Raw genomic sequence first — 24,235 nt, forward strand, 5'->3', positions numbered from 1 at the left:
CGCTACCGCCTTTGAGTGTGTGCCAGGTGGCCTTCCGAATCCACTCTGTCACATGGACGCAGCCGCCGCTGTGGCCCCAAGACCATCCGTCAGGTGTCCAACAGCGGAATTGGCCATACCAGCCCGCAGGCAGCCATAACCGAGACCCCGGCACTCAGCTCCACTTCAGGTACAGGCTGCCCAGCCGGTACACCGTGTTGGGCGTGTACCCGATGGCCAGTTCCTCGGCCGGCACGGGCTCCCACTTCCCGGTGCGCTGCACCTTGCGCTCCAGTCCCGCGGCGGTGACGAAGCGCGTGGAGCCCCCCAGCCCCGCTTCCAATACAAGCACCGCCGCACGCGGCGAGCGCACGAAGTCTCCGCCCGCGTTCAGGCACATCCGCGCGTTCCGGTAGAAGCCCCGGGTCCCCCCAGGCGTCTCGCGCAACGTGAGCGCCGAGGCGCGCTTGAGCCCCAGCTCCGAGCCCGCCACGTAGACGCTCGCCGCCGGATCGAAATCATGTGGCCGCACGAAGCCCGCGACGATCCAGCCAAAGCCAAGCATTCCCGCCGCGAACGCGAGCCACGGCCACCAGCAGCGCAGAAAGCCCGTCTCCTCCACCTTCACGACCGTCGGCACCGTCACCGCCGAGGCGGCGTAATGCGGATGCGTCGCGGAGAAGTGCACCCCGAGCCCCTGTGGCTCCATCTGGCCGCAGCAGCCCTCGGCGACGAAACAGACCTCATATTTGAGCGGCTGTCCCTTGCGCCCATTCCCCAGGTCCGCCTCCGAACCCGCCACGGGACCACAACTCAGCACGCCCTCCGTGATGGTCCCCTGCGCGGTACAGGTGATGGGCACCCGGTCCGCGTTCGTGGAACGGGACAGGTCCACGATGGCGCACCGGCGCGTCTCGCCGCGCTCGCCCCGCCACTGGCCGAGATCGATGGACGCCGGATCCGGCACCAGCGCGAAGTCGAGGAAGCCCTCCACCTGCACCGTCCGGCGCGCGCGCTGCTCCATCCACGCATTGCGGAACGTCACCTGCACCGGCGTGGGCGCACCGTCCCGCGACAACTGCGTGGGCGTCCAGTCCGCCACGAAGCGCCCTCCCCCTTCGTGACGCAGTGGCACCTCCTGGCCCTCGACCGTGGCCACCGCCGCGAAGCCGTCCGCCTGGAAGAAGGACTCGTCGTCGAACGTCTTCCCCCGGAAGAGCATCCGTGCATCGAGCCGCACCGGCTCCCCCACCCGCGCCGTCGCCGGCACCGCCAGCGAGGCCTCGAGATCGTAACGGAGGATGAGGCCGTAATCGATGTCACCCGAGCCCTTCGGCAACGACAGCGTCCAGCGGCTCGGCTGGTCCGGTGAGTTGGGCGCGCGGAACACCTGGTAGTGGCGGTGCGGCGGCTGACACAGCTTCGGCGCGCCTCCGTAACGGACACCGGGCGGACAGCCGTTGTCCCCCGAGGCCTGCGCGGGAACGTTGCCCTGGGGGCCCTCCAGCTTCGCGGTGTACGCGGGCCCGGGCGAGGCCGACGCCGTGGCCACCAGCACCTCCACCACGTACTTGCCCACCGCGAATGTCTTCGACTCGCCCGGCGACAGCGAGCCCGTCTCCGGCCTCGAGCCGAGCACCCGCGCATAGCCCCGCGTGAAGGCTTCGATCACCTCGCGCGGCTTCTGGACGAAGACCAGGTCCTGCGGATTGCGCACCAATGGCCGGAGGAACTGCTCGCCTGTCTGGCGGATCTCCTCACTGCCGAAGAGCCCGATGACCAGCGTCTCGAAGTCAGCGCCCTCGGAGACCCCCAGTGCCCGAGGGCCCTCGGAGGGATCCCTCAGGTCCTGCGGGGCTCCATCCGTGAAGAAGAGGAACAGCCGGTTCGGCAGCGTCGAGCTCCGCAACCGGTTCCCCGCCTCCTCCAGCGGGCGCTTGTAGAAGGTGCCCTGCGAGTAGGGCAGCGCACGGATGGCATCCGCGTTCTGTGCCGGGCGGGGCGGGTCCCGCTCGTTGTCACCAAAGGCCAGCACGCTCACGTGGTCGGCCGAGCCTCGCGCCAGGCCCTCGACGATGAGCGTCCCGAGCACCGCGGCGCGCTCGGGATCATTGGGCGGATACCGGTGCCCCTGGTCGTCCCGGGACTCCACGCCCATGGAGCACGAGTTGTCGAGGATGAGGACGATCTCGTTGCCCCCGCCCGCCGCTCCGGTGAGGAGCAGGGGCAGGACGAGTTGCGCGAGCATCATCTAGAGCTCCACCTTGAAGTACGTGCCCCCGGCCCGGTACAGCACCGAGGGAGAAGGAACATGCCCCTGCGCCAGGTCCGTCACCGGCTCCCACTGGAGCGTGCGGCGGTCCTGCTGCTCCAGGGGTCCCAGGCCCGTCAGCACCACCCCGGCGCCCTTGGTGGCGCGCAGGAGGATGACCACGTTCCGGGTCCGGCCATTCACCTCGCCGTCCCCGTGCAGGCCCAACCGGGCGTCGCGGTAGAAGCCGGGGCTGCTGCCAGGACAGGCCTGCAGGAGGATGGCGGCCGATTGACGCATGCCGCGCTCGCTCCCGGCCACGCGGATGGACGCTCCGGGCGGGAAGCGCGCGGGCTGGGTGAAGCCGGCCACCACCAGCCCGAAGCCGAGCAGCGCCAGCGTGGGCCACACCCACGCGCCATGGCAGCCCAGGAAGCCCCGGCCCTCGACCTTCCAGCGCAGGCGCACCGTCTTCTCCTGCGCCTTGAACTCGGCGGTCAGCGGCACCACGCGCAGCACGGCCGAGTCCGGTGACACCTCCCCGGCACAGCGCGGCACCTCCAGGCAGATGTCGAGCCACCGGTTCTTGGGATCCAACGCCTCGATTTTCAGCGAGGACCCCAGTCCATGCGCATCCTCCTGCCCCAGCGCGTTGCGGAAGCGGAGCACCGGACGCGACTGGCAGCCGCCGAGCCCCTCGGCACGCAGCTCCCAGCTGTGCTCCTCGGCTCCCTGCGAGCCGCTGAAGTCGAGCTTCTGACACGCCGCCGCCACCGAGGCGCCCGCGGTCACGGTGCCGAAGTCCAGCTCCGCCGGCAGCTCCAGCTTCAGCTGGGGACGCACCCGCACCTCGTGCGTGGGCATGCTCACGGGCCCCTTTGGCGTCTGGAACACGATGGACCAGCTCGCGGCTCCGGGCTCGCCGTAGGTGGCGGAGAACTCGTACCGGTCATCCGCTCGCGGCGGCCCCCGGTAGCGCTCCTCGCCCGTGTCCACCACGCGCACCTCCACCTTGGGGTTCGCGAGCAGCGCGTCCACCTGCTGGCGGCTCGTCCCCGGCTCGGGCCGGATGAGCCGCACCGTCCCCTTGCAGGGAAGCCCGACGTAGCACGTGCGCGGCAGCTCCGAGGTATCGAAGCCGAGCCCCAGGTCACTCACCGTGGCGGAGACCTCGCCCGCGGGACACACCACGCGCTCGCCCGTGCGCCCCCCCGCGCTGAATCGCACCTCGCGCGGCTTGGGAGACGCGGGCGGTGTCCACGTGGTCGAGAGCGCACCGTCCGCCCTCAGCACCTGTGGCTTCTCCCCGTCCACCTGCACGGTGAACTCCAGCGAGAGGCCCGCGGGCGGAGACGTCACCGGCACCTGTCCCGCCGCATCGAAGAGCCGGGCACCCAGCGCGATGGCCTGGCCCGACACGAGCGCCTCGTGCTCGGTGGGCTGCACCACGCGCGCCCGGAAGCCGCAGACCTCCACCTTCAGGCTCTGGGCCTCGGAGGCCGCCGCGCGCAGCTTCTCGTTCCCGCCGAGCGACGGCAGCTTGGGGACGAACTCGATGCGGACGGAGTCGGAGGCGGGGAGCGAGAACCCGCCCGACACGGTGCCGTCCGGCTGCACGGTGCCCTCGTGCTCGGAGGTCTTGCCGCTCGCGTCGGTGACACGGAAGGTTCCGCCCGTCAGGGGACGCGGCGCTCCGCTCTCGTCGCGGACCGCGCCCACCACAGTCACCTTGTCCCCGGCGGTGTAGGGCCCAGGGGAGATGCGCTCCACCCGGGCCTCGAGCTGCATCGGCGGGGGCGGCGGAGCGGACGTGACGGGCTCGCCGTTGATGACGTGCTCCACCACGTTGCCAGCACCGTGCTTCTCCCCGTAGAGCCGCGCGCACTCGTACGGATCCGCGCGCCGCCAGGTACCACGGTTGCGCCGGAGGAACTTCGTCTCGCAGGTGGAGTCCTCCTCGTCATAACAGACGAAGCACTCCTGACCGTTGGTGACCCAGTTGTGGTAGTGCCACTTGCGGTGCATCGCGTGCACGTCCGGCATGCCGCACGCGGGCAGCACCTGCGGCGGAGTCCCCTCATAGCCTCCGACACAGTAGGTCTCCCCGGCCTGCGCCCCGGCGGGCACGGCCCACAGGAGCGGCACGAGGACGACCAGCGCCGCGAGCGCGCGCAGCATCACTTTCCTCCGGATTCCGTGACCTGCGGGCTCCCGGCCGGAGCCGGTACCGGCGTGGTGTGAGGCGTCCCCATGCTCTCGGGAGGTCCAGACCGGGCAACGCCCGCGTCCTGCTCCGTTCCACCGTCCACCTCCACCACGGAGGTGGTGCCCTGCACGGGCGCTGGCGCCGTCGGAGTCGATGGCGACGGCGACGTGCTGCCCGCTCCCAGCCCCAGGGCGATTCCCACGCCCATGGTCAGGATGCCCGTCGCGAGCAGCCACCACAGGGGAACACGGCGTCCGGCGTTCCCCGACGGCACGGGCTCGGCCGGAGCCGCCGCCGTTGGCATCACCTCAGCCGTGGGCTCCGGCCTCCGGGGCGCTGGCGCCGGTGGGGCCGGTTCCTCGGACGAGGCCTGCACCGGAGGCGCGGGCGTGAGCTCGGGCGCGAGCATCGGCATGCCGTCCGGGAGCGTCTCGCGCCGGGCCGCCTGGGGCGCCTTCACCATGCGCGGCACCTCGGGCTGTCCCGCCACGAGCAAGATGACCGTGATGTTGTCGGCCCCCCCGCGCTCGTTGGCCGTCTGGATGAGCCGCGTCACCGCGTCCTGGTAGTCCCGCCCCTCGATGAGCGGGTACAGCTCGTGGTCCTCGATGAGGTCGTACAGCCCGTCGCTGCACAGCAGCACCACGTCGCCCGAGCGCAGCTCCAGCGGCTCCGTCCACACCTCGGGCTTGAAGCTCTTCTGCACGCCCGGGCTGCCGCCCAGCGCCTGCACGAGCACGTGCGAGTCGGGGTGGTTCCGGGCCTCGTCCGCCGTGAGGATGCCGTGGGCGACCATCTGCGCCACGCGCGTGTGGTCCCGCGTCCGGTCGATCAGCCGGCCGTCACGGAACTGGTAGAGGCGGCTGTCACCCACCCAGCCCACGTAGCAGCGCGAGCTCATCACCCAGGCGATGACGCCCGTGGTGCCCATGCCCGGCGCGCCCCGGGTGCTCGCGGCCTCGAGCACCGCCTGGTTGGCCGCGACGAACGCCTCGTAGAGCGCGCGCGGCGGATTGTCGGGCGGGCTGGCGGAGAGCACCTCGACGAGGCGATCGCTGGCCACCTGGCTGGCCACCTCACCGGCCTCGTGACCGCCCATGCCGTCACAGACGACGAGCAGCCGCGAGCCGTCCGGCTGGGCACCGATGCGGTAGGAGTCCTCGTTCTGCGAGCGCTGGCGCCCGACATCGGAACTCCCGTGGATGTAGAGCGGGAGGCTCATTCGTCATCTCCCCTCGCGGGTGCGTAGAGGGTCCTCGCCTTCGCCCGGGGGGCCTCGGCGGACGGTTGAGCGGCGGGAGGCGCCGAAGGAGGAGCCGCGGCGATGGGCACCTGCGCGGAAGGCTCGGCGGGCTGGAGCCCGGGCTGCACCAGGGTGAGCTCGAGGTGCTGCGACAGGCGGATGGTCTGGCCGGGCAGCACCTGGACACGCTCGCCCGGATTCAGGCGGCGCCCGTCCACGAAGGTGCCATTGGTGGAGTGCTCGTCCTTCACGAAGACGTTGCCCGCCTTGAAGAGCTGCACCGTCGCGTGGTGGCCACTGAGCTGGGGCAGATTGACGGCGAGATCCATCTCGCCCTGCCGGGCCCCGATGGTGAACGAGGACTTGTGCACCCGGTAGAACGGCTCCAGCCCGGGAGGCCCCTTGCTCACCACCAGCCGCGTCTCCGGCAGCGTGGCGAAAGGATCCTTCCACGCCGCGGGCGCGGCCGGAGCAGGCTCGGGCTGCGCGGGAGGAGGCTCGGCCGCGGGCGGTGGAGCGACGGGCTGCGCGGCCACGGGCGGCGAGGGATTCGCGGCCGGAGCGGCGGCCTGCTCCGGACGGCGCCGGGCCAGAAACACGATGAGCGCGATCAGCAGGAGCAGACCCAACGCGATGAGGAGCGCGATCAGCCACCAGGGCAATCCACTCGGGGCCGCATCCGCACCCGGAGCCCCGGCCGGGCCCCCCATCCCAGGAGCGCCCGGTACTCCGCCGGGCTGAGGAGTTCCACCGGGAGTCCCCATGGCGCCACCAGGCGGCGTCGTGCCACCGGGCTGTGCCGTCGTCCCGGGGCTGCCGGTCGCCGTGCCCGGTTGCGCCGGGGAACCCGCGCCGGGCGTGGTCCCCGGAGGATTCGCGGACCCGGACGTGCCGGGCCTGGTCGAGGCGCCGGACTGCGCCTGCGAGGGGCCCATGACGACCGTGCCCGGACAAGCGGCGGTGGCGGGGCCCTCGGCCCTCTGCCGGAAGGAGATCGGGTCGCTCCAGGCGGTGGGGGTCTGGCCCACGAGCGCCTCGACGGAGAGCCGGTCCGAGGTCTGCCCGGGCTTCACGCCGCAGAAGGCCACGTCCAGCCAGTAGAGGTTCTCCAGCGCGCCCACCAGCCCCGTGACGGCCTGCCGCTCATCGACGTCCCCCACCTGGATGTAACGGCCGCCGGAGCCCTCGGCGAGCTGGGACATCTCGTCGAGCCGCTGCGCGATCCCCCTGCCCGCGCTCCGCGCACTGAAGACGACCACGTGGATGCGCACGCCCCGCTCACGCGCCTCGCGGGCGAGGTCCTTCACCTTGAGCGCGGGCGACTCCTCGCCGGCATCGGTGAAGACGATGACCTCGCGCGAGCCCCCTCGCTGGAGCGGCAGCTCGCGCGCGGCCTCTCGCACCGCCTGCTGGATGTAGAACTTGAGCCGGGTGACGGGCTGGTCCGTGCCCAGCGCCTCGACCCGCGCCAGACACGTCCGGAGCCCGGCGGCGGTGGTCTCCTCGCAGTGGGTGGACTTGCTCTTCCCGAACGTCATCACCGCCACGGTGTGGTTGCGGGAGCGGGCGCCGAGCTCGTCCGCATACGCCTCCGCGAGATCGAAGGCCTGGGGCCAGTACGTGGCGAACGACTTGGATTGATCGAAGGCCAGGACGGTGTAGCGGCGCTCCTTCGGGGAGTCGGCCATCCGGGCCACGGACTTCACCTGCGCGCCGGCCTGGTCCACGGCGACGCGGAAGCGGTCCTGCGAGGCCCCCGAGGCTCGGAGCTCCTTCTGGAGGGCGGGGTCGGTGACCTCGACCTGGAGGCGCATGTGCCCGTTGGACGCGGGAGGCGCCACGAGCACGGTGAGCCCGTTGTCGGCGGCGGCCGCGGGCGCGCCCACGAGGAGCGCGGCGAGCAGGCCCGCGAGCATGGTGACTGTGCGATGCATGGACATCCCCCCTCGCCCGCTCACTGGGAGCGGCGGGACAGCAGCTGCTCGGGGACGATGACGAGCACGAGGGTCGTCCCGCCCAGGGTGATCACCGATTGGTTCTGCAGGACGATCTGCTCCCCGTGGACGACGGCGCCGTTGACGATGGAGCCATTGCTGGAGACGTCGATGAACGAGGCATCCTCGGCGCGGATGAAGAGGAAGGCGTGCTGGCCGCTCACGCGCCCGTCGTCGAGCACCACATCACAGTCGGCGTTGCGGCCGAGCACGTTGCGCCCGGCGCGCAGCGGGTGGACGCGGCCGGGGTCGGTGGGGCCGCGGTACTCGAAGAGGGCACCTCGCACGAGCCCCGCGGCGGCCGGGCTCTCGCTGCCCATGTCCACGATGGTCCGGGCCTTGGGGCGCGGAGCGGCGGCGGCCGGAGGGGGAGCGGGCTGAGCGGGCTGAGGAGGAGCCGGCGGCATGGCGGCGGGAGCCGGGGCCGGAGCGGACAGACGGGTGGGAGGAATGGACGCGGCGGCGAACGGATCGCGCGGGTCGAAGGTGGGCCGGGGCGGAGGCGGATTGGCGAAGAAGTCCGCGCCCCGGTGCGCGGGCGGAGGCGGAGGGGCCGCCGGATCCGGCTCGAAGACGGTGCGGCGTTTCTGATGCGGGTTGACCGGCTGGGGCGGCTGCGGCGCGGGGGCGCTCACGGGGCCCGGAGCGGGACTGGCGGGCGCCAGATCCATGCCGCACATATCGCAGTAGGCGGCACCGGCATCGTTCTCGTTCTGACAGGAAGGACAGCGCATGAGGGGCGGTCACGACTCTAGGGCACGCCCCGGAGGAAACTCCAGCCGGACGAGCCCCCAGGCCCCTACGAACGAGTCAGGTCGCGATTGCAGACCCCGGAGCGGGCACGCGCGTTCATGCATCGGAGAGGAAATCCTCATGAGCCCCCACCCCACCTGGCCACGTGCCCTCCCCGCCCTGACCTGTCTGCTGCTGCTCACCGGAGCGTGCCTGCCCGCGGTCCGTGCCCCGGCCCCAGCACCCCAGGAGCCCCCGCCCGAGGCCATCGCGCCGCCCCCTCCATCGCCCTCGCCACCGCCCGAGCCTCCCGCCGAGGTCCGCTCCCTTGCCTGCGTGGCGAGGCAGCCCACCGTGGCGCCGGAGCTGCTGCCTCCCCCTCCGGCGGAGAAGGCGTGGCTGCGGCTCCAGCTCTACGAACTGCCCACACCGTCCGGACAGGGGACGTCCCTCCAACTTCGACTGACCTCGGTGCAGAACTACAGCTGCCTCGGCTATGAGATCCCCGCGCGCCTGAGCATGGCCGCGGGCGAGCTTCGCATCGACGTGGAGAAAGTGAGGTTCCGGCCCGGGCCCTGTCTGGCCGCCATCGGCCCCGCATCCGGTCTGGTCGTGCTGCCCGAGACAGTGCGTGGCACCTTCACGCTCCGCTTGCGGCACGGCGGACAGGAGGACCAGTACCGGCTGGTCATCGAGCAGGACAGGCTCGAGCTGTCCCCGCTGCGCGCCCGCTTCTCCGCGACCCAGAGCCCGCTGGTGCTCCTGCGCGCCCCGGAGGGAGCGCTCCACCTGCAGTGTATCTTCAAGGACTGGGAGAACCGCTGCCGCGAGCAGGCGGCGAAGGGCGGGCCCACGTGCGCGACGTTCTTCGCGGATCCGGAGATCGCGCGCCTGGAGCCGCTGGAGCTGAAGCCGGGCGCGTACTCCCTGGGGATCTTCAGATCCCCCTCGGGGTGCTTCGTGCGGGCACCCGGGGGTGTGGAGGCCCTGGTCCGCCACATCTCCGAGCACTACCGCGACCCGAGCAACTGCCTGTACATCGCGGTCCACACCTGGACGGGCGGAGGGTTCAGCAACCTCTGAGCCCCTCGCGCGAGCTCACGCGGCCCTGGCGCCGAGCCCCCCGCCCCATCACCGCCCCCGCGCCGCCTTCCGGAGCGGCTCATCGGCGGCGAACACGGACTTGAGCACCCGGCCCGTGGCCGTCTTCAGCCTCGCCACGTCCTGCGGCGTCCCTTCCGCCACGAGGGTGCCACCCGCCTCGCCGCCCTCGGGCCCCAGCTCCACCACGTGGTCCGCCGAGGCGATGACGTTCGGGTGGTGCTCGATGACCACCAGCGTGTCCCCTCGGTCCACCAGCCGGCGCAGGAAGGAGATCAGCTTCGACACGTCTCCCAGGTGCAGACCCGTGGTGGGCTCGTCGAGCACGTACAGCGTGGGCTCATGCCGGGTGGACGCGGTCAGCTCCGCGGCCAGCTTCAACCGCTGCGCCTCACCACCGGACAGCGTGTTCGAGCCCTGGCCGAGCTGCAGATACCCCACGCCCAGGTCCGACAGGCAGGACAGCGGCGCGGCCACCTTGGGCAGCGCGTGGAAGACGTCCTTGGCCTCGTCCGCCGACAGGCGCAACACGTCGCCAATCGTCAACCCGTGGTAGCGCACCTCCAGCGTGGCCGCGTCGAAGCGCGCTCCGCCGCAGGCCTCGCACGGGGTGACGACGTCCGGGAGGAAGGACATCTCGTGGGAGATGGCCCCCTGCCCCTCGCACGCCGTGCACCGTCCACCGGACGTGCTGTTGAACGAGAACCGCGTGGGAGAGAAGCCCCGCAGCTTGGCCTCGGGCGTGGCGGCGAACGCCCGGCGCAGCTCGTCCCAGAGTCCCAGGAAGGTGGCCGGCACCGAGCGCGGCGTGCGCCCGATGGGCGACTGGTCCACGGCCAGCACACGGCGGATGGCCTCCACGCCCGTGAGCGACTTGAAGGCCCCCGGGCGCGTCGTCACCAGCCCGAGCTTCTCGCGCAGGGCCGGGTACAGCACCTGCCGCACCAGGGTGCTCTTCCCCGAGCCCGACACGCCCGACACCACGGTGAGCCGGCCCACGGGGATGCGCAGGTCCACCCCCTTCAGGTTGTTGGCGCGAGCCCCCTTCAGCTCCACCCACTTCTCCGGCGCTCCCCGAGCCGTGCCCGCCACCACCGCGGGCTCACGGAGCGCGCGGGCCGTGGGAGCATCCTCCGTCTGCAGCACCTTCTCGGGCGGCCCCTCGGCGAGGATGCGCCCACCCCCGCGGCCACCCGTGGGCCCCAGCTCCACGAGGTGGTCCGCCGCGCGGATGGTGTCCGTGTCGTGCTCCACCACCAGCACGGTGGAGCCGGTGTCCACCAGCGCGCGCAGGTTGGACAGCAACCGGTGCGTATCCCGCGGGTGCAGACCGATGGTGGGCTCGTCCAGCACGTACATGGCGCCGGTGAGGCCCGCGCCGAGCTGCGCGGACAGCCGCAGCCGCTGCATTTCTCCACCCGAGAGCGTGGCCGCGTTCCGGTCCAGCGACAGGTAGCCCAGCCCCACGCGGTCGAGGAACTCCATGCGCCGCAGCAGCTCCTGGCGGGACGGCTCGCCGAGCAGCGCCCGGTCCCCCTTGAACTTCCACCCGCGCACCTGCTCCAGCGCGGCGGTGACGGACTGCTGCACCACCTCGTGGTAGCGCTGCCCCTCCAGCTTCACGGCGCGCGGCACCGGCTCCAGGCGCGAGCCCTCGCAGGTGCCGCACGGCTCCGAGCGGCCCTCGGCCAGCGCCTCCGCGCCCCCGTCCACCCCCGTCCCCTCGCAGTCCACGCACCGGCCCTGCTTCGTATTGAAGGAGAACCAGCGCGGGTCCATCTCCGGCACGGAGAAGCCACAGACGGGGCAGGTGCGCTCGCTGGACAGGAGCGTCTCCTTGTTCCCGCTGGAGCGGACCTTCAGCGCGCCCTTGCCCCAGGTGAGGGCCTTGTCGAACACCTCGCGCGGCAGCTTCGCCAGCTTGCCCTGGTACATGACGAGGTCGATGTCGTGCTCGCGCGACTTCACGAGCTGGGGCGGCTGGTCCGTGGAGACCACCTTGCCGTCGGCGATGGCGGTCTCGATGCCCGCGCGGGCGGCGGCGGTGAAGACGTCCAGGTAGGTGCCCTTGCGCGCGCGCACGGCGGGAGCGAGCACGGTGCCGTCCCCCTTCATGGCGGTGAGCTGCGCGTAGAGGGCCTCGGCCGTGGTGGCGGCGATGGGCTCGCCGTCCTGCGGGCAGTGGGGCTGGCCCAGCTTGGCGAACAGCAGGCGCAGGTAGTGGGCCACCTCGGTGACGGTGGCCACCGTACTCGTGGCGCCCGCGCGCGAGGTGCGCTGCTCCAGTGCCACGGAAGGCGGAATGCTGCTGATGCGCTCCACGTCCGGCCGCGGCATCGTGGGGAGGAACTGGCGCGCATACGGCGTCAGCGTCTCCAGGAAGCGCCGCTGCCCTTCCGCGAACACCACGTCGAAGACGAGCGAGCTCTTCCCCGAGCCGCTCGGCCCCGTCACCACCGTCATCTTCCCGAGCGGAATCCGGCAGGACACCTCCTGCAGGTTGTGCTCACGCGCGTGCTCCACCTCGATGGCGGGAGCCGCCTCCGCCAGGCCCTTGCCGCGCTTGCCCGGTACCACCGGCTCGGCCAGCTCCCCGCGCAGCGCCGCCGCGGTGAGCCCCTTGCTCCGGGCGAGCTGCTCCGGCGTGCCCTCGGCCACCAGGCGCCCACCATTGCGGCCACCCCCCGGGCCCAGGTCGATGATCCAATCCGCGCCGCGCATGACCACGAGGTCATGGTCCACCACGACGACGCTCGCGCCACGGTCCACCAGCTCGTGCAGCGCGGCGAGCACCTGACGCACGTCCGCGTCGTGCAGGCCGGCGCTCGGCTCGTCGATGAGGAAGAGCGAGCCCTTCGCCTCGCTGGCCAGGGCGCGCGCCAGCTTGAGCCGCTGGGCCTCGCCACCGGACAGGGTGGACAGGGGCTGGCCGAGCGGCAGGTACCCCAGGCCCAGCCGGGACACGGGCCCCAGCGCGCGCACCAGCGGCTTGTCGCCGGCGAAGCGCTCGAGCACCTCGTCCACGGTCAACTCCAGCACGTCCGCCACGGAGAGGCCGTGGTGGCGGATGGCCAGCACCTCCTCCTTGAAGCGGCGGCCCCGGCACACCGGGCACAGCAGGGACACGTCCGCGAGGAACTGCATCTCCACCGTCTCGTAGCCCTCGCCCGAGCAGGCCTCGCAGCGCCCCTTGTCCACGTTGAACGAGAAGTGCGCCGAGGTCAGCCCACGCACCTCGGCCTCGGGCTCGGAGGCGAAACGCTCGCGCAGCCGGTCCCACGCCTTGGTGTACGTGGCCGCGTTGCCGCGCGAGGTGCGCCCCAGCGGCGACTGATCCACGAAGGTGACGCGCTCCACCGCCTCCAGCCCGTCCACGCCGTCCGCCTCGCCCGGCACCTCCACGTCCTTCTCGCCCAGGGCGCGCCCCAGGTGGCGGTACAGCACCTCGTCCATCAGCGTGCTCTTGCCCGAGCCGCTCGGCCCGGTGATGGCGCACAGCACGCCCAGCGGCACGCTCACGGACACACCCTGGAGGTTGTGGGCCCGGGCATTGCGCACCACCAGCTCGCCCGTGCGCTTTCGCGGCGCGCGCTTCACCTCTCCGGTGCCCGCCAGCAGCCGGCCCGTGGGCAGGTCCGCGCGCTTCGCCAGCGCCTGCGGTGTCCCGTCGAAGCACAGCTTCCCACCGTGCTTGCCCGCCCCGGGCCCCAGCTCCAACACGCGGTGCGCGGAGCGGACGACGAGCGGATCATGCTCGATGACGAGGGCGATGTTGCCCCGCGTGGCCAGCTCGGCCATGGCGCCGGTGAGCGGCCCCACGTCGGCGGGGTGCAGGCCCACGGTGGGCTCGTCCAGCACGAAGAGCGCCCCCGTCAGTGACGTTCCCAGCGCCGCGGTGAGGGACACACGCTGGGCCTCGCCCCCGGACAGCGTGCGCGCGGGCCGGTCCAGCGTGAGGTAGCCCAGGCCCACCCGCTCCAGGTAGCCGAGGCGCCCGGCCAGCTCGCGGCGCACCAGCTCGCCCTGGCCGGTATGGGTGCGCAGGGCGTCCAGCCGCGCGCGGGCATCGGACAGCTCCAGCCCGTGCCACGCGGCCAGGTCCAACCCGCCCACGCGCCAGGCCCGCGCGGACTCGTTGAGACGCGCCCCCTGGCAGTTCTCGCACAGCGTATAGGCGCGGTAGCGCGAGAGCAGCACGCGCACGTGCATCTTGTACGTGCGGCTCTCCATCCAGCGGAACCACGCGCGCACGCCCGGGTACGAGCGGCCCCCGTGGTAGTCCCCCTCCCCTTCCAGCACCCGCTCGCGCTGCGCCGGGGTGAGCCGCTCCCAGGGCACGTCCAGCGGAATGCCGTGCTCGCGCGCGTAGCGGAACAGCATCTTCCGCTCCCACTCGGACGTCTTGCCCGACCAGGGACGGATGGCGCCCTTCTCCAGGCTCAGCGACGGGTTGGGCACCACCTTGGCCCAATCAATCCCAATGGTGCGGCCGAAGCCCTTGCACGTGGGGCAGGCCCCGGTGGGGGACTGGTAGCTGAAGAGACCGGGCCGGGCCTGCTCGAACTCGCGCGAGCACTTGGGGCACACCAGGCCGCGGCGGATGCGCCGGGCGCCCGAGGGCGTGAAGGCCACCGCCTCGCCATTGCCCATGGCCCACGCCGACTCCAGCGCCGCCGTCACCCGGCCGAGCTGCCCCTGGGCCAGCTTCAACCGGTCCACCACCACATGGGCCACGCCGGCCGAGTCCGTGGCCTCGGAGGGCCGCAGCGACTCCAGTTCCTTCACCTCACCCTGCACCACCAGCCGGTGGAAGCCGTCCTTCAACAGCCGGGCGCGCACGTCGAGGAACTCGGCGGTGTCCGCGATACGCAGGGGGAAGGCCAGCACGGCCAGGGCATCCGGCTCGGCGGCGAGCACCGCGGTGGCGGCCACGCGCGCGTCGGTGCGCACCGCCTCCACCCCACAGGTGGGGCATACCGGCATGGCCTCACGGGTGAAGAGGGCGGACAGGTAGGCCTCCACGTCCGCCAGGGTGGCCACGGTGGAGCGCGAGCTCTTCACCGGCGCGCGGCGATCCACGGCCACGCCCGCGGCCACGGGCTCCAGGGTGTCCATCGGGGGCCTCTCCAGCCGCTCGAGGAACTGGCGGGCGTACGGGCTGAAGCTCTCGACGAAGCGGCGCTGGCCCTCGGCGTAGAGGGTGTCCAGTGCGAGGCTGGACTTGCCGGAACCAGACACGCCGGTGAGGCACACCAGCTCGCCTTCCGCGAGGTCCACCGAGAGGGACTGGAGATTGTGGGTGCGAGCGCCAACGAGGTGCGTCTTGTGCATGCGAGGCGCTGATTTAACGGCGGAAGTCAGGCTCGCCAACGGAATCTGTAACGTGGGAACGAGCAGGCAGTTGGGTCATCCCGTACAGTCCCATCCAATCCACCCCGTCCAGGCATGGTGCCGATCTAGCTTGCCACTCCCCCCACAACCCCCGAGGACTGCCCATGAGCAGCCGAGTGAACCTGCTCGCACCCAAGGTGCGAATGAACCCCTATCCTCTCTATGCCGAGCTGCGCCGGAGCGCCCCGGTGAGCCAGGTGGATCCCGGCGGGCTCTGGGCGGTGGCGCGCTACGCGGACGTCCTCACCGTGATGAAGAATCCGCGGCTCTTCTCCTCGGAGGGCATCCGGCGGACCTACCGCCCGGCGTGGATCTCCAACTACCCCATGGCAGACTCCATGCTCGTCATGGATCCGCCGCACCACACCCGGCTGCGCTCGCTCGTCAACCGCGCCTTCGGGGCCTCGGTGATGACCCGGCTGGAGCCCCGCATCCGGGAGCTCGCACGGCAGCTCGCCACCGCGCTGCCCGCGGGCCAGACGGTGGACTTCGTGGAGGCCTTCTCCATCCGCGTGCCCATCGCCGTGCTGGGAGATCTGGTGGGCATTCCGCCCTCGCTCCACACGCGGCTCAAGCAGTGGGCGGAGGTGATGACGCAATTCACCAGCGTGGGCCCGGAGGACACCGGGTTGCAGGAGCGCATCCGCGCCACGGTGAACGAGGCGCGCGGCCATTTCGAGCAGGTGCTGAAGGAGCGCCGCCGCGCGCCGCGGGATGATCTGATGAGCGACCTGCTGCGCGCGCGCGTGGACGGAGAAGCGCTGACGGCGACGGACCTGATGGGCTTCATGTTCCTGCTGCTCATCGGCGGCCTGGAGACGACGGTGCACCTGCTGAGCATCAGCGCGCTGAAGCTCCAGGAAGACCCCGCGCTGATGGCGCGGCTGCGCGCGGAGCCGGAGCTCCTCCCCCGCTTCATCGACGAGATGCTGCGCCACGGTGGCCCGGTGCACGGGGTGGTGCGGATGGTCACCGACGAGGTGGAGCTCGGCGGCGCGCGCATCCCCCGGGGAGATCGGCTGCTGTTGCTGATGGCCTCGGCCAACCGCGACGAGGCGCAGTTCCCCGACGCGGACCGCTTCGACCTCGACCGTCCCGGTCCGCAGAACCTGCCCTTCGGGCATGGCGTGCACTTCTGCCTGGGTGCCCAGCTCGCGCGCCTGGAGGCACGGCTGGCGCTGGAGGCACTGCTCGCCCGCTTCTCCCGGCTGACGCTCGGCGAGGAGCCGGCGCGGTGGAACATCTCGCTGGTGATGCGAGGGCCCACCCTGCTGCCCCTCGCGGCGCATACGGACTGACGGGTGGAACACCTCCCTGGTGGTGCGCGGTCCGCTGTCCCTGCCGCTCGTGGCGCACCCGCTCTGAGACCTCCTACGATGGGGGCCCCCACTGCATCACCCCCGAGGTCAACCGATGAGCAGTACCAGTCGAGTGAACCTGCTGGCACCCGAAGTGCGTGCGAATCCCTACCCCGTCTACGCCGAGCTGCGCCGCCACGCGCCCGTGAGTCAGGTGGAGCCCATGGGCATGTGGGCGGTCTCGCGTCACGATGATGTGCTGTTCGTCCTGAAGAATCCCCAGCTCTTCGCCTCCGAGGGCTTCCGTCAGGCGTACCGGCCTCCGTGGATCTCCAACTACCCGCTGGCGGACTCGGCGCTCGTGATGGATCCGCCGCGCCACACGCGGCTGAGGGCCCTCATCAACCGTGCCTTCGGGGCCTCCGTCATCACCCGCATCGAGCCCTTCGTCCGCCAACTCGCGACGCGGCTCGTGGCGGCCATCCCCGAGGGCCGCCCGGTGGACTTCGTGGAGCACTTCGCCACGCCCATGCCCATGGGCGTCATCGGCGAGCTGCTGGGCCTGTCCCCCGAGGTGCACCCGCGCCTCATGCACTGGGCGGAGCACCTGGCCCGCTTCACCAGCATCGGCCCGGATGACATCGACAAGCAGGAGGCCATGCGCGCCACGGTGAACGAGGCCCGCGGCCACTTCGAGCAGGTGCTGGAGGAGCGCCGGCGCAACCCGGGCGACAACCTGGTGAGCGACCTGGTGCGGGCGCGCGTGGAGGGCGAGTCCCTGACGGACACGGAGCTGCTGGGCTTCATGTTCCTGCTGCTCATCGGCGGCCTGGAGACGACGCTGCACCTGCTCAGTCACGCCGCCCACCGGCTCCACCTCCAGCCGGAGCTGATGACGCTGCTGCGTGAGAAGCCCCTCCTCGTCCCCCGCTTCATCGAGGAGGTGCTGCGCCACGAGCCACCCGTGCACGGGATGATCCGCCTGGCCACCGAGGAGGTGGCGCTCGGCGGGACGCGCGTGCCCAAGGGCGCGCAGGTGCTCACCCTCATGGGCTCGGCCAACCGCGACGAGAGCCACTTCCCCCACCCGGACGTCTTCAACCTGGATCGGCCCGGTCCGCAGAACCTCCCCTTCGGGCACGGCATCCACTTCTGCCTGGGCTCGCAGCTCGCACGCCTGGAGGCACGGCTGGCCGTGGAGGCACTGCTCGCCCGCTTCTCCGGCCTCGGCCCGGGAGACGCACCGGTGCAGTGGAACTCCTCGCTGATCGTCCGGGGCCCCGCGAAGCTTCCGCTCGTGGCCTGGCCGGCCTGACGCCGGAGAGTGCCCGGCTGCCCTGCCTTCTTCGGGACACCTGCGCCGTGCCTGCCCGGTCTGGTGCGCGTGTCCATGCTGTACAGAAGGCAGGAGGCCCCCATGTTGACCGTCGATACCGATATCTCCACCGCTCGGGCGGTCGCCGCCCGGGCAGCTCCCTCACTCGCCATCATCGAGATGCCCGGCAGGCAGGGGGTCGGTTTCGTCGTCTCCTCCCAGGGCCAGCTCGTCACCAACCTGCACGTGGTGGCGGGCGCCGAGGAGATCCACGTCCTGCTCGCCGACGACCAGCTGCTGCAGGTGGAGCAGGTGCTCGCGCTCGACGAGAAGCGGGATCTGGCCGTGCTGCAGTTGCCCGTGCACGGGGTGGAGGCGCTCCAGCTCGACGGCCATGCCCACCCGGGCGAGGGCGACGCGCTCTTCATCCTCCTGCCGGCCGGCGGAGGCATGCTGGGGCTGATGGAGACGCGGGTCCAGGCGGTGCAGGTGCTCGACGAGTCCCTCACCTTCCTCGAGCTGGAGGCGGGCCTGCCGGAGGATGCCTCGGGCAGTCCGGTGATGGATGCCTCGGGCGCGCTGGTGGGCGTGGCCACGTGCGCCTTCGCGGACGGGCGGCCCATCACCATCGTCATCCCCTCGCGCTACGTGGAGGCGTTGCTGGAGCAGCAGGCCACGCTGCCGCTCTCCACGCTCGCCCTGGCCCGGCCCCTGGCCTCGCGCCAGCGTCAGGTGCCCACGCATCCGCTCTCGCTGCTGGAGGGTTGCGCCACCGACAGCGTGGAGGAGATCGCCCTCGCCATCATGCAGGCCATCCAGCTCGGCGCACCCGCCTACAACCAGGGGGACCCGGAGTCCTGCTACCGCCTCTATGAGCGCACGGCCGAGCGGCTCATCCAGGAGCGTCCGGACTGTCCCGGTGCCCAGGCCGCCCTGCGCGAGGGACTCCAGCGCTGTGCCCGGCTCGACGGCGCGGACGCGTGCGCCTGGGCCCTGCGCGACACCTTCGACGGACTCCTCCACGTCATCGACCGCTGGCTCCAGGCCCAGGCCGCCTTCGCGCGCATGTCCGCTCCCAGGTCGTACCTGCAGTGAAGTGCTCCGTAACCGGAGGAGGCGACCCGTTGGGGATTCCGTTCAGTCCCTGACGCCATGGGTACCCCGGTCACCTGGGGGGACCTGTGGGTAAATCCCTACCCACCGGGGCCATCCCGACCCGTAGTAAGACGGGGTCTGGACGCAATCCACCTCGCCGAGGAGCACATGCGAGCCCTGCTCGTCCCATCCGGGAGCATCGATCTCTCGCCCGTGGAGCTCCTGCTCCGCCAACTCGGCGTGACCCCGACACGGGCCCGGGATGACGAGGCCGCCATCACGGCCTTCCACCTGTCTCCCTATCCCCTGGTGCTGCTGGGAATGGATGAAGCGGGAGACCGCATCGTGCTCGTGCGAGCGCTGCGGGCCTGTCCGCGGGGGGCACAGGCCTCCATCCTGGTCGTGGCGCGTCCCGAGCAGGTGGAGACGCTGCAACCGTTGCTGGAGGCCGGAGCGGACGACTTCCTGCTGCTGCCGCTGGACGAGGCCTCGGCGGCGCTGCGGTTGCGGATCGCCGAGCGCCGGTCGGCGGAGCGGCCGGCGCCGATACCGGACGACTTCGAGCTGGACGGGCTGTGCGCGGTGCTGCTGCGGGAGAGCCCGGTGCCCACCTGCATCACCACGCGCGAGGGCCAGGCCTTCGTGGAGGTGAACGATGCCTGCACGCGGCTGTTCGGCTACGCGCGGGAGGAGATGCTCTGGCGCACCGCGAAGGACCTGAACCTGTGGGAGACGCCCACGGAGCCGGATCGCCTGAGCGCGCTCTTCCGGGAGCAGGGCGTGCTGCGCGGGGTGGAGTCGCGGGTGCGGTCCAAGGATGGGGAGCTGCACCATGTGCTCGTCTACTCGGGCATCGCCGAGTACGCGGGCACGCCGCACGTGGTGACGATGTTCCCGGACCTGACCGAGCGCAAGCAGATGCAGGCGCGGCTACTGCTGTCGGACCGGATGGCCTCGGTGGGCACGCTGGCCGCGGGCGTGGCGCATGAAATCAACAACCCGCTGGCGTACGTGACGGCCAACCTGGGCTACGCGCACGAGGAGCTGGTGCGCCTGCTGGAGCGCGGGGCCGCGGTGCCACAGGACAGCGCTCCGGCCGCGAACCCGTTGAAAGCGGTGTGCGTGGCGCTCGGCGAGGCGCTGGACGGCGCGGACCGGGTGCAGACCATCGTGGGAGATCTCAAGACGTTCTCGCGCGACACGCAGGAGCCGCTGCGAGCGGTGGACGTGAAGAAGGTGCTGGAGCGCACGCTCAACCTGGCGTCCGGGGAGATCCGCCACCGGGCGAAGCTGGTGAAGGAGTACGGGGAGGACGTGCCCCTGGTGCGGGGCAACGACTCGCGCCTGGGGCAGGTGTTCCTCAACCTGCTGGTCAACGCCGCGCAGGCCATTCCGTCCGATGGGGACGCGGACCACCACGAGATTCGCGTCAGGACGCGCCTGGCGGCGCCCGGGAAGGTGGCGGTGGAGGTGTCGGACACCGGAGCGGGCATCGCGCCGGAGCTGATGGGCCGCATCTTCGATCCCTTCTTCACGACGAAGCCGCCGGGGGTGGGAACGGGGCTGGGCCTGTCCATCTGCCACAACCTCATCCACGCCATGGGTGGGGAGATGCAGGTGCGGAGCGACCTGGGGCGGGGCACCACCTTCCAGGTGTTGCTGCCGCCGGCCACCACGGAGATGGAGGAGGCCAGGCCAGCGCCGAGGCCCACGGTGAGCAGTGCCGGAGGGCCGAGGGGGCGCGTGCTGGTCATCGACGACGAGCCGATGCTGTGCACGGCGGTGGAGCGGATTTTGAGGCCGCACCACGACGTGGTGTACACGACGCTGGCGGCCGAGGTGCTGCCGCGGTTGGAAGCGGGCGAGCACTTCGATCTCATCCTGTGTGACTTGATGATGCCGAGGATGAACGGGATGGACTTCCACGCGGCGTTGCAGCGGCTGAGGCCGGAGCTGACGGGGCGGGTCATCTTCCTGACGGGAGGGGCCTTCACGGCGCAGGCGAAGACGTTCCTGGAGCGGGTGCCCAACCGCCGGGTGGAGAAGCCCTTCAACGCGCGTGCCCTGCTGGCGGTGGCGCGCGAGGTGATCTCCACCGTCAGTTGAGGCAGGTGGCAGTCAGGGCAGCTCCGCGTGGCCCGTGAAGGCACGCAGCCAGATTCGAGCTTGCAGCCCGACCGGAGACGTTGGCAGCATCTACCTACTGAATACGTAACCAGTAGGCTCGAATCGTGAACAGACTCTCGAAGGCATCCGTGCGTCGTGCCATGGAAGTGGCGCGGGCTTTCGACCAGCTCATCCTGGCAACCCAAGCTGACTCATTCGAGGTACTGGAGAGCCGATACAAAGCGCTGGAACGTCATCTCCTGCATTCAGTGGTCAAGACGGACTTCGAACGCAAGGAGTTACGGCGGCGTATTGCCGAGAGGCTCTTCACCGAGGCCTTCGGGCATGACTGTCCATGGCCAGTCTTCGGGCGCACCCTGCGGCGCATCCAACGGCTGGGCTACTCGAACGTGGAGCGCCGCTATCATGTGGCCTGCCTCTACGCCATGTGGTGTGAGCACCACCCGGAGCATGACCCACGAGAGGCACGCCGCATGCTCGACGACACCGAACGGCACCTGCTCCGGTTCCCTCGCTCCAGCCCACTGCGCCAGGGTCTGCTGGAGGCACTCGCGGCGAAGCGGAGGCAGACTGGCTTGTAGCCCCGCTCAGAATTGCCTTATCGGCCCCCCGACACCCGCTTGCGAGTGCTCAAGTCACTGCCCGTGCTCGAGTCGTCAACGACCGAGCCATCCGATACGCCAGATTGCTCCGTTCCTTTTGTACAGGCTGCCCAAGAGTACTGCGGCATTTGCGATTTCCGGTACTGCTCCTCCAGCCAGCGCCGCGCATGCAGCGGGTATCCGTCCCTGGTCTCCGCCACGCAGCGCGCCTGCTGCCCACACTGATCAAGCAGTGCCCGAACGGCCCGCATCCGATCGAGGTACGCCATCACACCGGCCTGCGGTCCCGGAACCTTCCCGCAGGCGATGATCACCCGGGCCGCCCGCCGAAACACTGCCTCCAGCCAGCGGTCGTTCTCAGCGCCCACCAGGCCCGATGCTCTCCCTCCTGCCAGCGCCTTGGAACTCACGTCCCGGAAGGCGAACAGGTTCACAATTGTGATGCTGCCCACGTCCTGAAGGCTGGGCGAATTACAAACGAAGGTCTGCACATTCCAGACGGTCCGGTCGCAGCGGCCCGGGTCCGTCCAGGACGGGTTCATCATCAACACTGCCAGTTCTGCTCCCGGGCGCCTGAGGGGCAGGGTGATGTACCAACGATAGTTGTGGCTTTCGTCCCATTCCTCGCGGATATCCGGAACCTTCACGGCCTTGTGGTAGGTATACAGCCTCTGCGGTCGCCGCGAGTCGCCTGCCGACTGGTGGTCGTCGCCCCTGTCGGCTTTGCGCACCCAGTTGCGCAGGGTCGAATCGGTCAAGTTCAGGTCCCTGGCCACCCGGAATAGGCTCTTGCTGCCCTCGCGCACCAACCGGACCGCCTCGGCCTTGAACTCCTGGGTAAAGTTCCGCCTCTTTCTTCGTTCCATGGACACTACCTCTCGTGTAATCGATCCTATCGGGGGTATCCACGAAACCCGAGCAGGCTCAGCGCCAGGGGAAGATCACGCCGTCGAAGAACTCGCCCCCGCCGCTCGCCTCCTGGCTCCGCAGCTTCAGGGTGAAGGCGCCGCGCGCCGCCTCCTCCGTCATCTCCACCTCCATCCCGACACGAAGTGACTTCCCCGGAGGAATGGGCCCCGGTGACCAAACGCCGAGCGCCCTCCACTCCACGCCCTTGGGCCCTACCAGCACCGCGCCAGCGGGTGTCCAGGGGTTGTTCCCGTTGTTTTTCAACTCCAGTTCCAACGCCAGCCGTACCACCTCTCGCCCTTCCTCCATGCGTGCGGTGGCTGTGCGGTAGCTGCGTGCCGTGACGCTGGTGAGCGTGTTGCCCGGACGCGAGGTGATGCTCCGGGTGATGTCCTGATGGGCGATGCCCCCCTCACCCAGCAGTTTCCGAGCAATCAAGCCCAGCAGCCCCACCTGCCCACTGCACCGCGCCTCCAGGCGCGCCTTGTCCTCCTGGCATTGTCGCGCTTCCGCCCGCGCCTGCTGCTCGCCCTCGCCGCAAGAGGCGGGCGGGCGTGGCTGGCGTGTCACCTCCACCTGCCGCGCGGCTTCGGAGGGGTGCACCACCAGCACGAAGCGGGCGCTGGCCGGAGTCATGCCGTCCTGGAAGAAGACCGTCATGGGCACGCGCTCTGCCTGCGTGAGCGCCCGCGTGGGCACCAGAGCCAGCCCCGTCTCCCCCTGCATCACCTGGAAATGCTCCCGCCCGGCCAGTTCCACGCCCCCCACTTTCGCGTCGAAGAGGACGCTGGTGGTGAGGCCCGGGTGGATGCACACCGCGTGCGCCTCCCCGTGCGTGTCTTCCGTCAGCCTCACGTGGCTCGTCCCCGTCACACAGCCAGGTGTCGCGGACAGTGCGGAGGCGTCCAGGGGGGCAGCGAGCAACACGAGTCGCAACAGGGCAGCGGAGGACAGCACGGGCATGGGCGGGGATCTCCCGAGAACGTGGACAGGACCGCGGGAGTGGGGCTCTACCATACCTCCTGCCCGGTCGTGTCCGGTCCACTGCCGTCCCACCTCGCGGACGCCCCTATTTGAAGCGGTCCACCACCCGCACCCGCGCAACGGGGACCACCATCATCTTGCCCGGCGCGCTGCCGGGCTCGAGCTCCTCGCCGACCTTGTTACTGCTGTCCAGCAGCTCCAGACACACGGGGTACGTCACCCCGTTGGGCGTGCGCGCCTCGGTGAAGCGGCCGTACACCCGCCCCTCCTTGACGTAGAGCCGCCCGGAGACCCGGGTGTCGCCCGGCAGCGCGAAGCGTCCGCCATAGCCAAAGTCATCGGCTCCCGCATCCCAGTCGCCTGCCAGGTAGACAGGAGTGTCTTCGTCCACGCGCACGGCCCTGCCACGCACGTTGCTCCATTCCACGCTCTTCATTTCTCCCAGGCGGAAGCCGAGCGTGCCCGTCATGGTCTCCAGGGCCCCGGGGGGGCACGCCTGGGGTGGCGGAGCGGGGCGCTCGGACGGCAGTTGCTGCGGGGCGCCCATGCAGGCTTGCAAGGCGACGCCGGTGAGGCCGAGACACGCGTTGCGCATGGCGGTGCCCCGGCGCTTGGGCGCGGCTTCGAGTTGGGGGCCGGGGGTTGTCTTCGGCGGCTGCTTCACGGGAGCACTGTCCTTTCGGGGCGCCAGCGGCGGGGCGGCGGCCGGGGGAGGAGGCGCCTCGGGCAAAGGCGCGGCCACGGCCCGCACAGGTTCCGGTGCTGGCCCACCCGGCGCCACTTCCTGGCTGGAGCCGAGCCACAACGCCCCCAACGCCACCGCCAACCCCACGCCCACCCCCGTCAGCACCCGGCCCCAGCGCGCCCAGGGCTTCACCGCGCGCCGCCGCTCCGGGTGCAGCACCTGCCGCCAGTCCACGTCCGTCCGGGCCCTCAGTTCCTTCAGCACCCGGCACAGCGTCACGGCGTCCGGGTAGCGCGCCTCGGGCGTCTTGGCCAGCAGCCGCA

The 24,235-nt window shown here is 71.0% G+C and carries 14 protein-coding genes and 2 pseudogenes; 6 read left to right on the forward strand and 10 right to left on the reverse strand.

Annotated features, from left to right (window positions below):
• Positions 1–154 precede the first annotated feature (154 nt).
• From VFZ09_RS15415 to VFZ09_RS15435, 5 genes are read right to left on the reverse strand one after another with little or no spacing between them, the layout of a single operon-like run.
• Positions 155–2,230, reverse strand: coding sequence for a vWA domain-containing protein (locus VFZ09_RS15415; protein WP_329728335.1), 2,076 nt, complete (start codon positions 2,228–2,230; stop codon positions 155–157).
• Complete coding sequence (locus tag VFZ09_RS15420) at positions 2,231–4,408, reverse strand: hypothetical protein (RefSeq protein WP_329728336.1); 2,178 nt, start codon at positions 4,406–4,408, stop codon at positions 2,231–2,233. It abuts the gene before it with no gap.
• Positions 4,408–5,658, reverse strand: coding sequence for a PP2C family serine/threonine-protein phosphatase (locus tag VFZ09_RS15425; protein WP_329728337.1), 1,251 nt, complete (start codon positions 5,656–5,658; stop codon positions 4,408–4,410). Before VFZ09_RS15425 ends, VFZ09_RS15420 begins: the two co-directional genes overlap by 1 nt.
• Entirely contained in the window at positions 5,655–7,613 is a 1,959-nt protein-coding gene (locus VFZ09_RS15430) for an FHA domain-containing protein (RefSeq protein ID WP_329728338.1), read from the reverse strand. Before VFZ09_RS15430 ends, VFZ09_RS15425 begins: the two co-directional genes overlap by 4 nt.
• Before the next feature lie 20 nt (positions 7,614–7,633).
• Positions 7,634–8,407 carry an FHA domain-containing protein gene (locus tag VFZ09_RS15435; protein WP_329728339.1) on the reverse strand — a complete coding sequence of 258 codons (774 nt, stop codon included), beginning with the start codon at positions 8,405–8,407 and terminating at the stop codon, positions 7,634–7,636.
• Between the two features lie 139 nt (positions 8,408–8,546).
• Here VFZ09_RS15435 and VFZ09_RS15440 point away from each other — a divergent pair, with 139 nt between their 5' ends.
• Complete coding sequence (locus VFZ09_RS15440) at positions 8,547–9,488, forward strand: hypothetical protein (RefSeq protein WP_329728340.1); 942 nt, start codon at positions 8,547–8,549, stop codon at positions 9,486–9,488.
• 48 nt (positions 9,489–9,536) lie between these two features.
• Here the strand turns inward: VFZ09_RS15440 and uvrA are convergent, their stop codons facing one another.
• On the reverse strand, positions 9,537–14,837 hold the full coding sequence (gene uvrA / locus VFZ09_RS15445; RefSeq protein ID WP_329728341.1) for an excinuclease ABC subunit UvrA: 5,301 nt from the start codon (positions 14,835–14,837) through the stop codon (positions 9,537–9,539).
• A 164-nt stretch (positions 14,838–15,001) separates the two neighbouring features.
• On the opposite strand from uvrA, the gene VFZ09_RS15450 reads away from it, so the two are divergent.
• The 5 genes from VFZ09_RS15450 to VFZ09_RS15470 all read left to right on the forward strand — a co-directional run bounded on the left by VFZ09_RS15450 (position 15,002) and on the right by VFZ09_RS15470 (position 21,313).
• Positions 15,002–16,195, forward strand: a complete 1,194-nt coding sequence (locus VFZ09_RS15450; RefSeq protein ID WP_329728342.1) for a cytochrome P450 — start codon at positions 15,002–15,004, stop codon at positions 16,193–16,195.
• Between the two features lie 115 nt (positions 16,196–16,310).
• Positions 16,311–17,510 (forward strand): cytochrome P450, encoded by a 1,200-nt coding sequence (locus VFZ09_RS15455; protein ID WP_329728343.1) that lies wholly within the window; start codon positions 16,311–16,313, stop codon positions 17,508–17,510.
• Positions 17,511–17,612: 102 nt separating this feature from the next.
• Entirely contained in the window at positions 17,613–18,605 is a 993-nt protein-coding gene (locus VFZ09_RS15460) for a serine protease (RefSeq protein ID WP_329728344.1), read from the forward strand.
• Between the two features lie 168 nt (positions 18,606–18,773).
• Entirely contained in the window at positions 18,774–20,711 is a 1,938-nt protein-coding gene (locus tag VFZ09_RS15465) for an ATP-binding protein (protein WP_329728345.1), read from the forward strand.
• A gap of 125 nt (positions 20,712–20,836) precedes the next feature.
• Positions 20,837–21,313: a hypothetical protein gene (locus VFZ09_RS15470; protein WP_329728346.1), complete on the forward strand. Its 477-nt coding sequence runs from the start codon at positions 20,837–20,839 to the stop codon at positions 21,311–21,313.
• Positions 21,314–21,330: 17 nt separating this feature from the next.
• Here the strand turns inward: VFZ09_RS15470 and VFZ09_RS15475 are convergent, their stop codons facing one another.
• The 4 genes and pseudogenes from VFZ09_RS15475 to VFZ09_RS15490 all read right to left on the reverse strand — a co-directional run.
• Entirely contained in the window at positions 21,331–22,065 is a 735-nt protein-coding gene (locus VFZ09_RS15475) for a DUF1643 domain-containing protein (protein ID WP_329728348.1), read from the reverse strand.
• Positions 22,042–22,200: pseudogene (locus VFZ09_RS15480) on the reverse strand (transposase); the annotation flags it as partial. The gene VFZ09_RS15475 and the pseudogene VFZ09_RS15480, both read right to left, overlap by 24 nt.
• Positions 22,201–22,258: 58 nt before the next feature.
• Complete coding sequence (locus VFZ09_RS15485) at positions 22,259–23,206, reverse strand: DUF2381 family protein (RefSeq protein ID WP_329728347.1); 948 nt, start codon at positions 23,204–23,206, stop codon at positions 22,259–22,261.
• Positions 23,207–23,312: 106 nt separating this feature from the next.
• A pseudogene (locus VFZ09_RS15490) lies at positions 23,313–24,235 on the reverse strand (hypothetical protein); the annotation flags it as partial.

Origin of the sequence: Archangium sp., assembly GCF_036277355.1 — a bacterium.
GTDB lineage: Bacteria > Myxococcota > Myxococcia > Myxococcales > Myxococcaceae > Archangium.

What these genes read in the sequence shown, in the direction of transcription:
- VFZ09_RS15465 (WP_329728345.1), top strand. Translation starts at nt 18,774, where the DNA reads ATGCGAGCCCTGCTCGTCCCATCCGGGAGCATCGATCTCTCGCCCGTG.
- VFZ09_RS15485 (WP_329728347.1), bottom strand. Translation starts at nt 23,206, where the DNA reads ATGCCCGTGCTGTCCTCCGCTGCCCTGTTGCGACTCGTGTTGCTCGCT.
- uvrA (WP_329728341.1), bottom strand. Translation starts at nt 14,837, where the DNA reads ATGCACAAGACGCACCTCGTTGGCGCTCGCACCCACAATCTCCAGTCC.
- VFZ09_RS15440 (WP_329728340.1), top strand. Translation starts at nt 8,547, where the DNA reads ATGAGCCCCCACCCCACCTGGCCACGTGCCCTCCCCGCCCTGACCTGT.
- VFZ09_RS15430 (WP_329728338.1), bottom strand. Translation starts at nt 7,613, where the DNA reads ATGCATCGCACAGTCACCATGCTCGCGGGCCTGCTCGCCGCGCTCCTC.
- VFZ09_RS15460 (WP_329728344.1), top strand. Translation starts at nt 17,613, where the DNA reads ATGTTGACCGTCGATACCGATATCTCCACCGCTCGGGCGGTCGCCGCC.
- VFZ09_RS15435 (WP_329728339.1), bottom strand. Translation starts at nt 8,407, where the DNA reads ATGCGCTGTCCTTCCTGTCAGAACGAGAACGATGCCGGTGCCGCCTAC.
- VFZ09_RS15425 (WP_329728337.1), bottom strand. Translation starts at nt 5,658, where the DNA reads ATGAGCCTCCCGCTCTACATCCACGGGAGTTCCGATGTCGGGCGCCAG.
- VFZ09_RS15455 (WP_329728343.1), top strand. Translation starts at nt 16,311, where the DNA reads ATGAGCAGTACCAGTCGAGTGAACCTGCTGGCACCCGAAGTGCGTGCG.
- VFZ09_RS15415 (WP_329728335.1), bottom strand. Translation starts at nt 2,230, where the DNA reads ATGATGCTCGCGCAACTCGTCCTGCCCCTGCTCCTCACCGGAGCGGCG.
- VFZ09_RS15450 (WP_329728342.1), top strand. Translation starts at nt 15,002, where the DNA reads ATGAGCAGCCGAGTGAACCTGCTCGCACCCAAGGTGCGAATGAACCCC.
- VFZ09_RS15420 (WP_329728336.1), bottom strand. Translation starts at nt 4,408, where the DNA reads ATGCTGCGCGCGCTCGCGGCGCTGGTCGTCCTCGTGCCGCTCCTGTGG.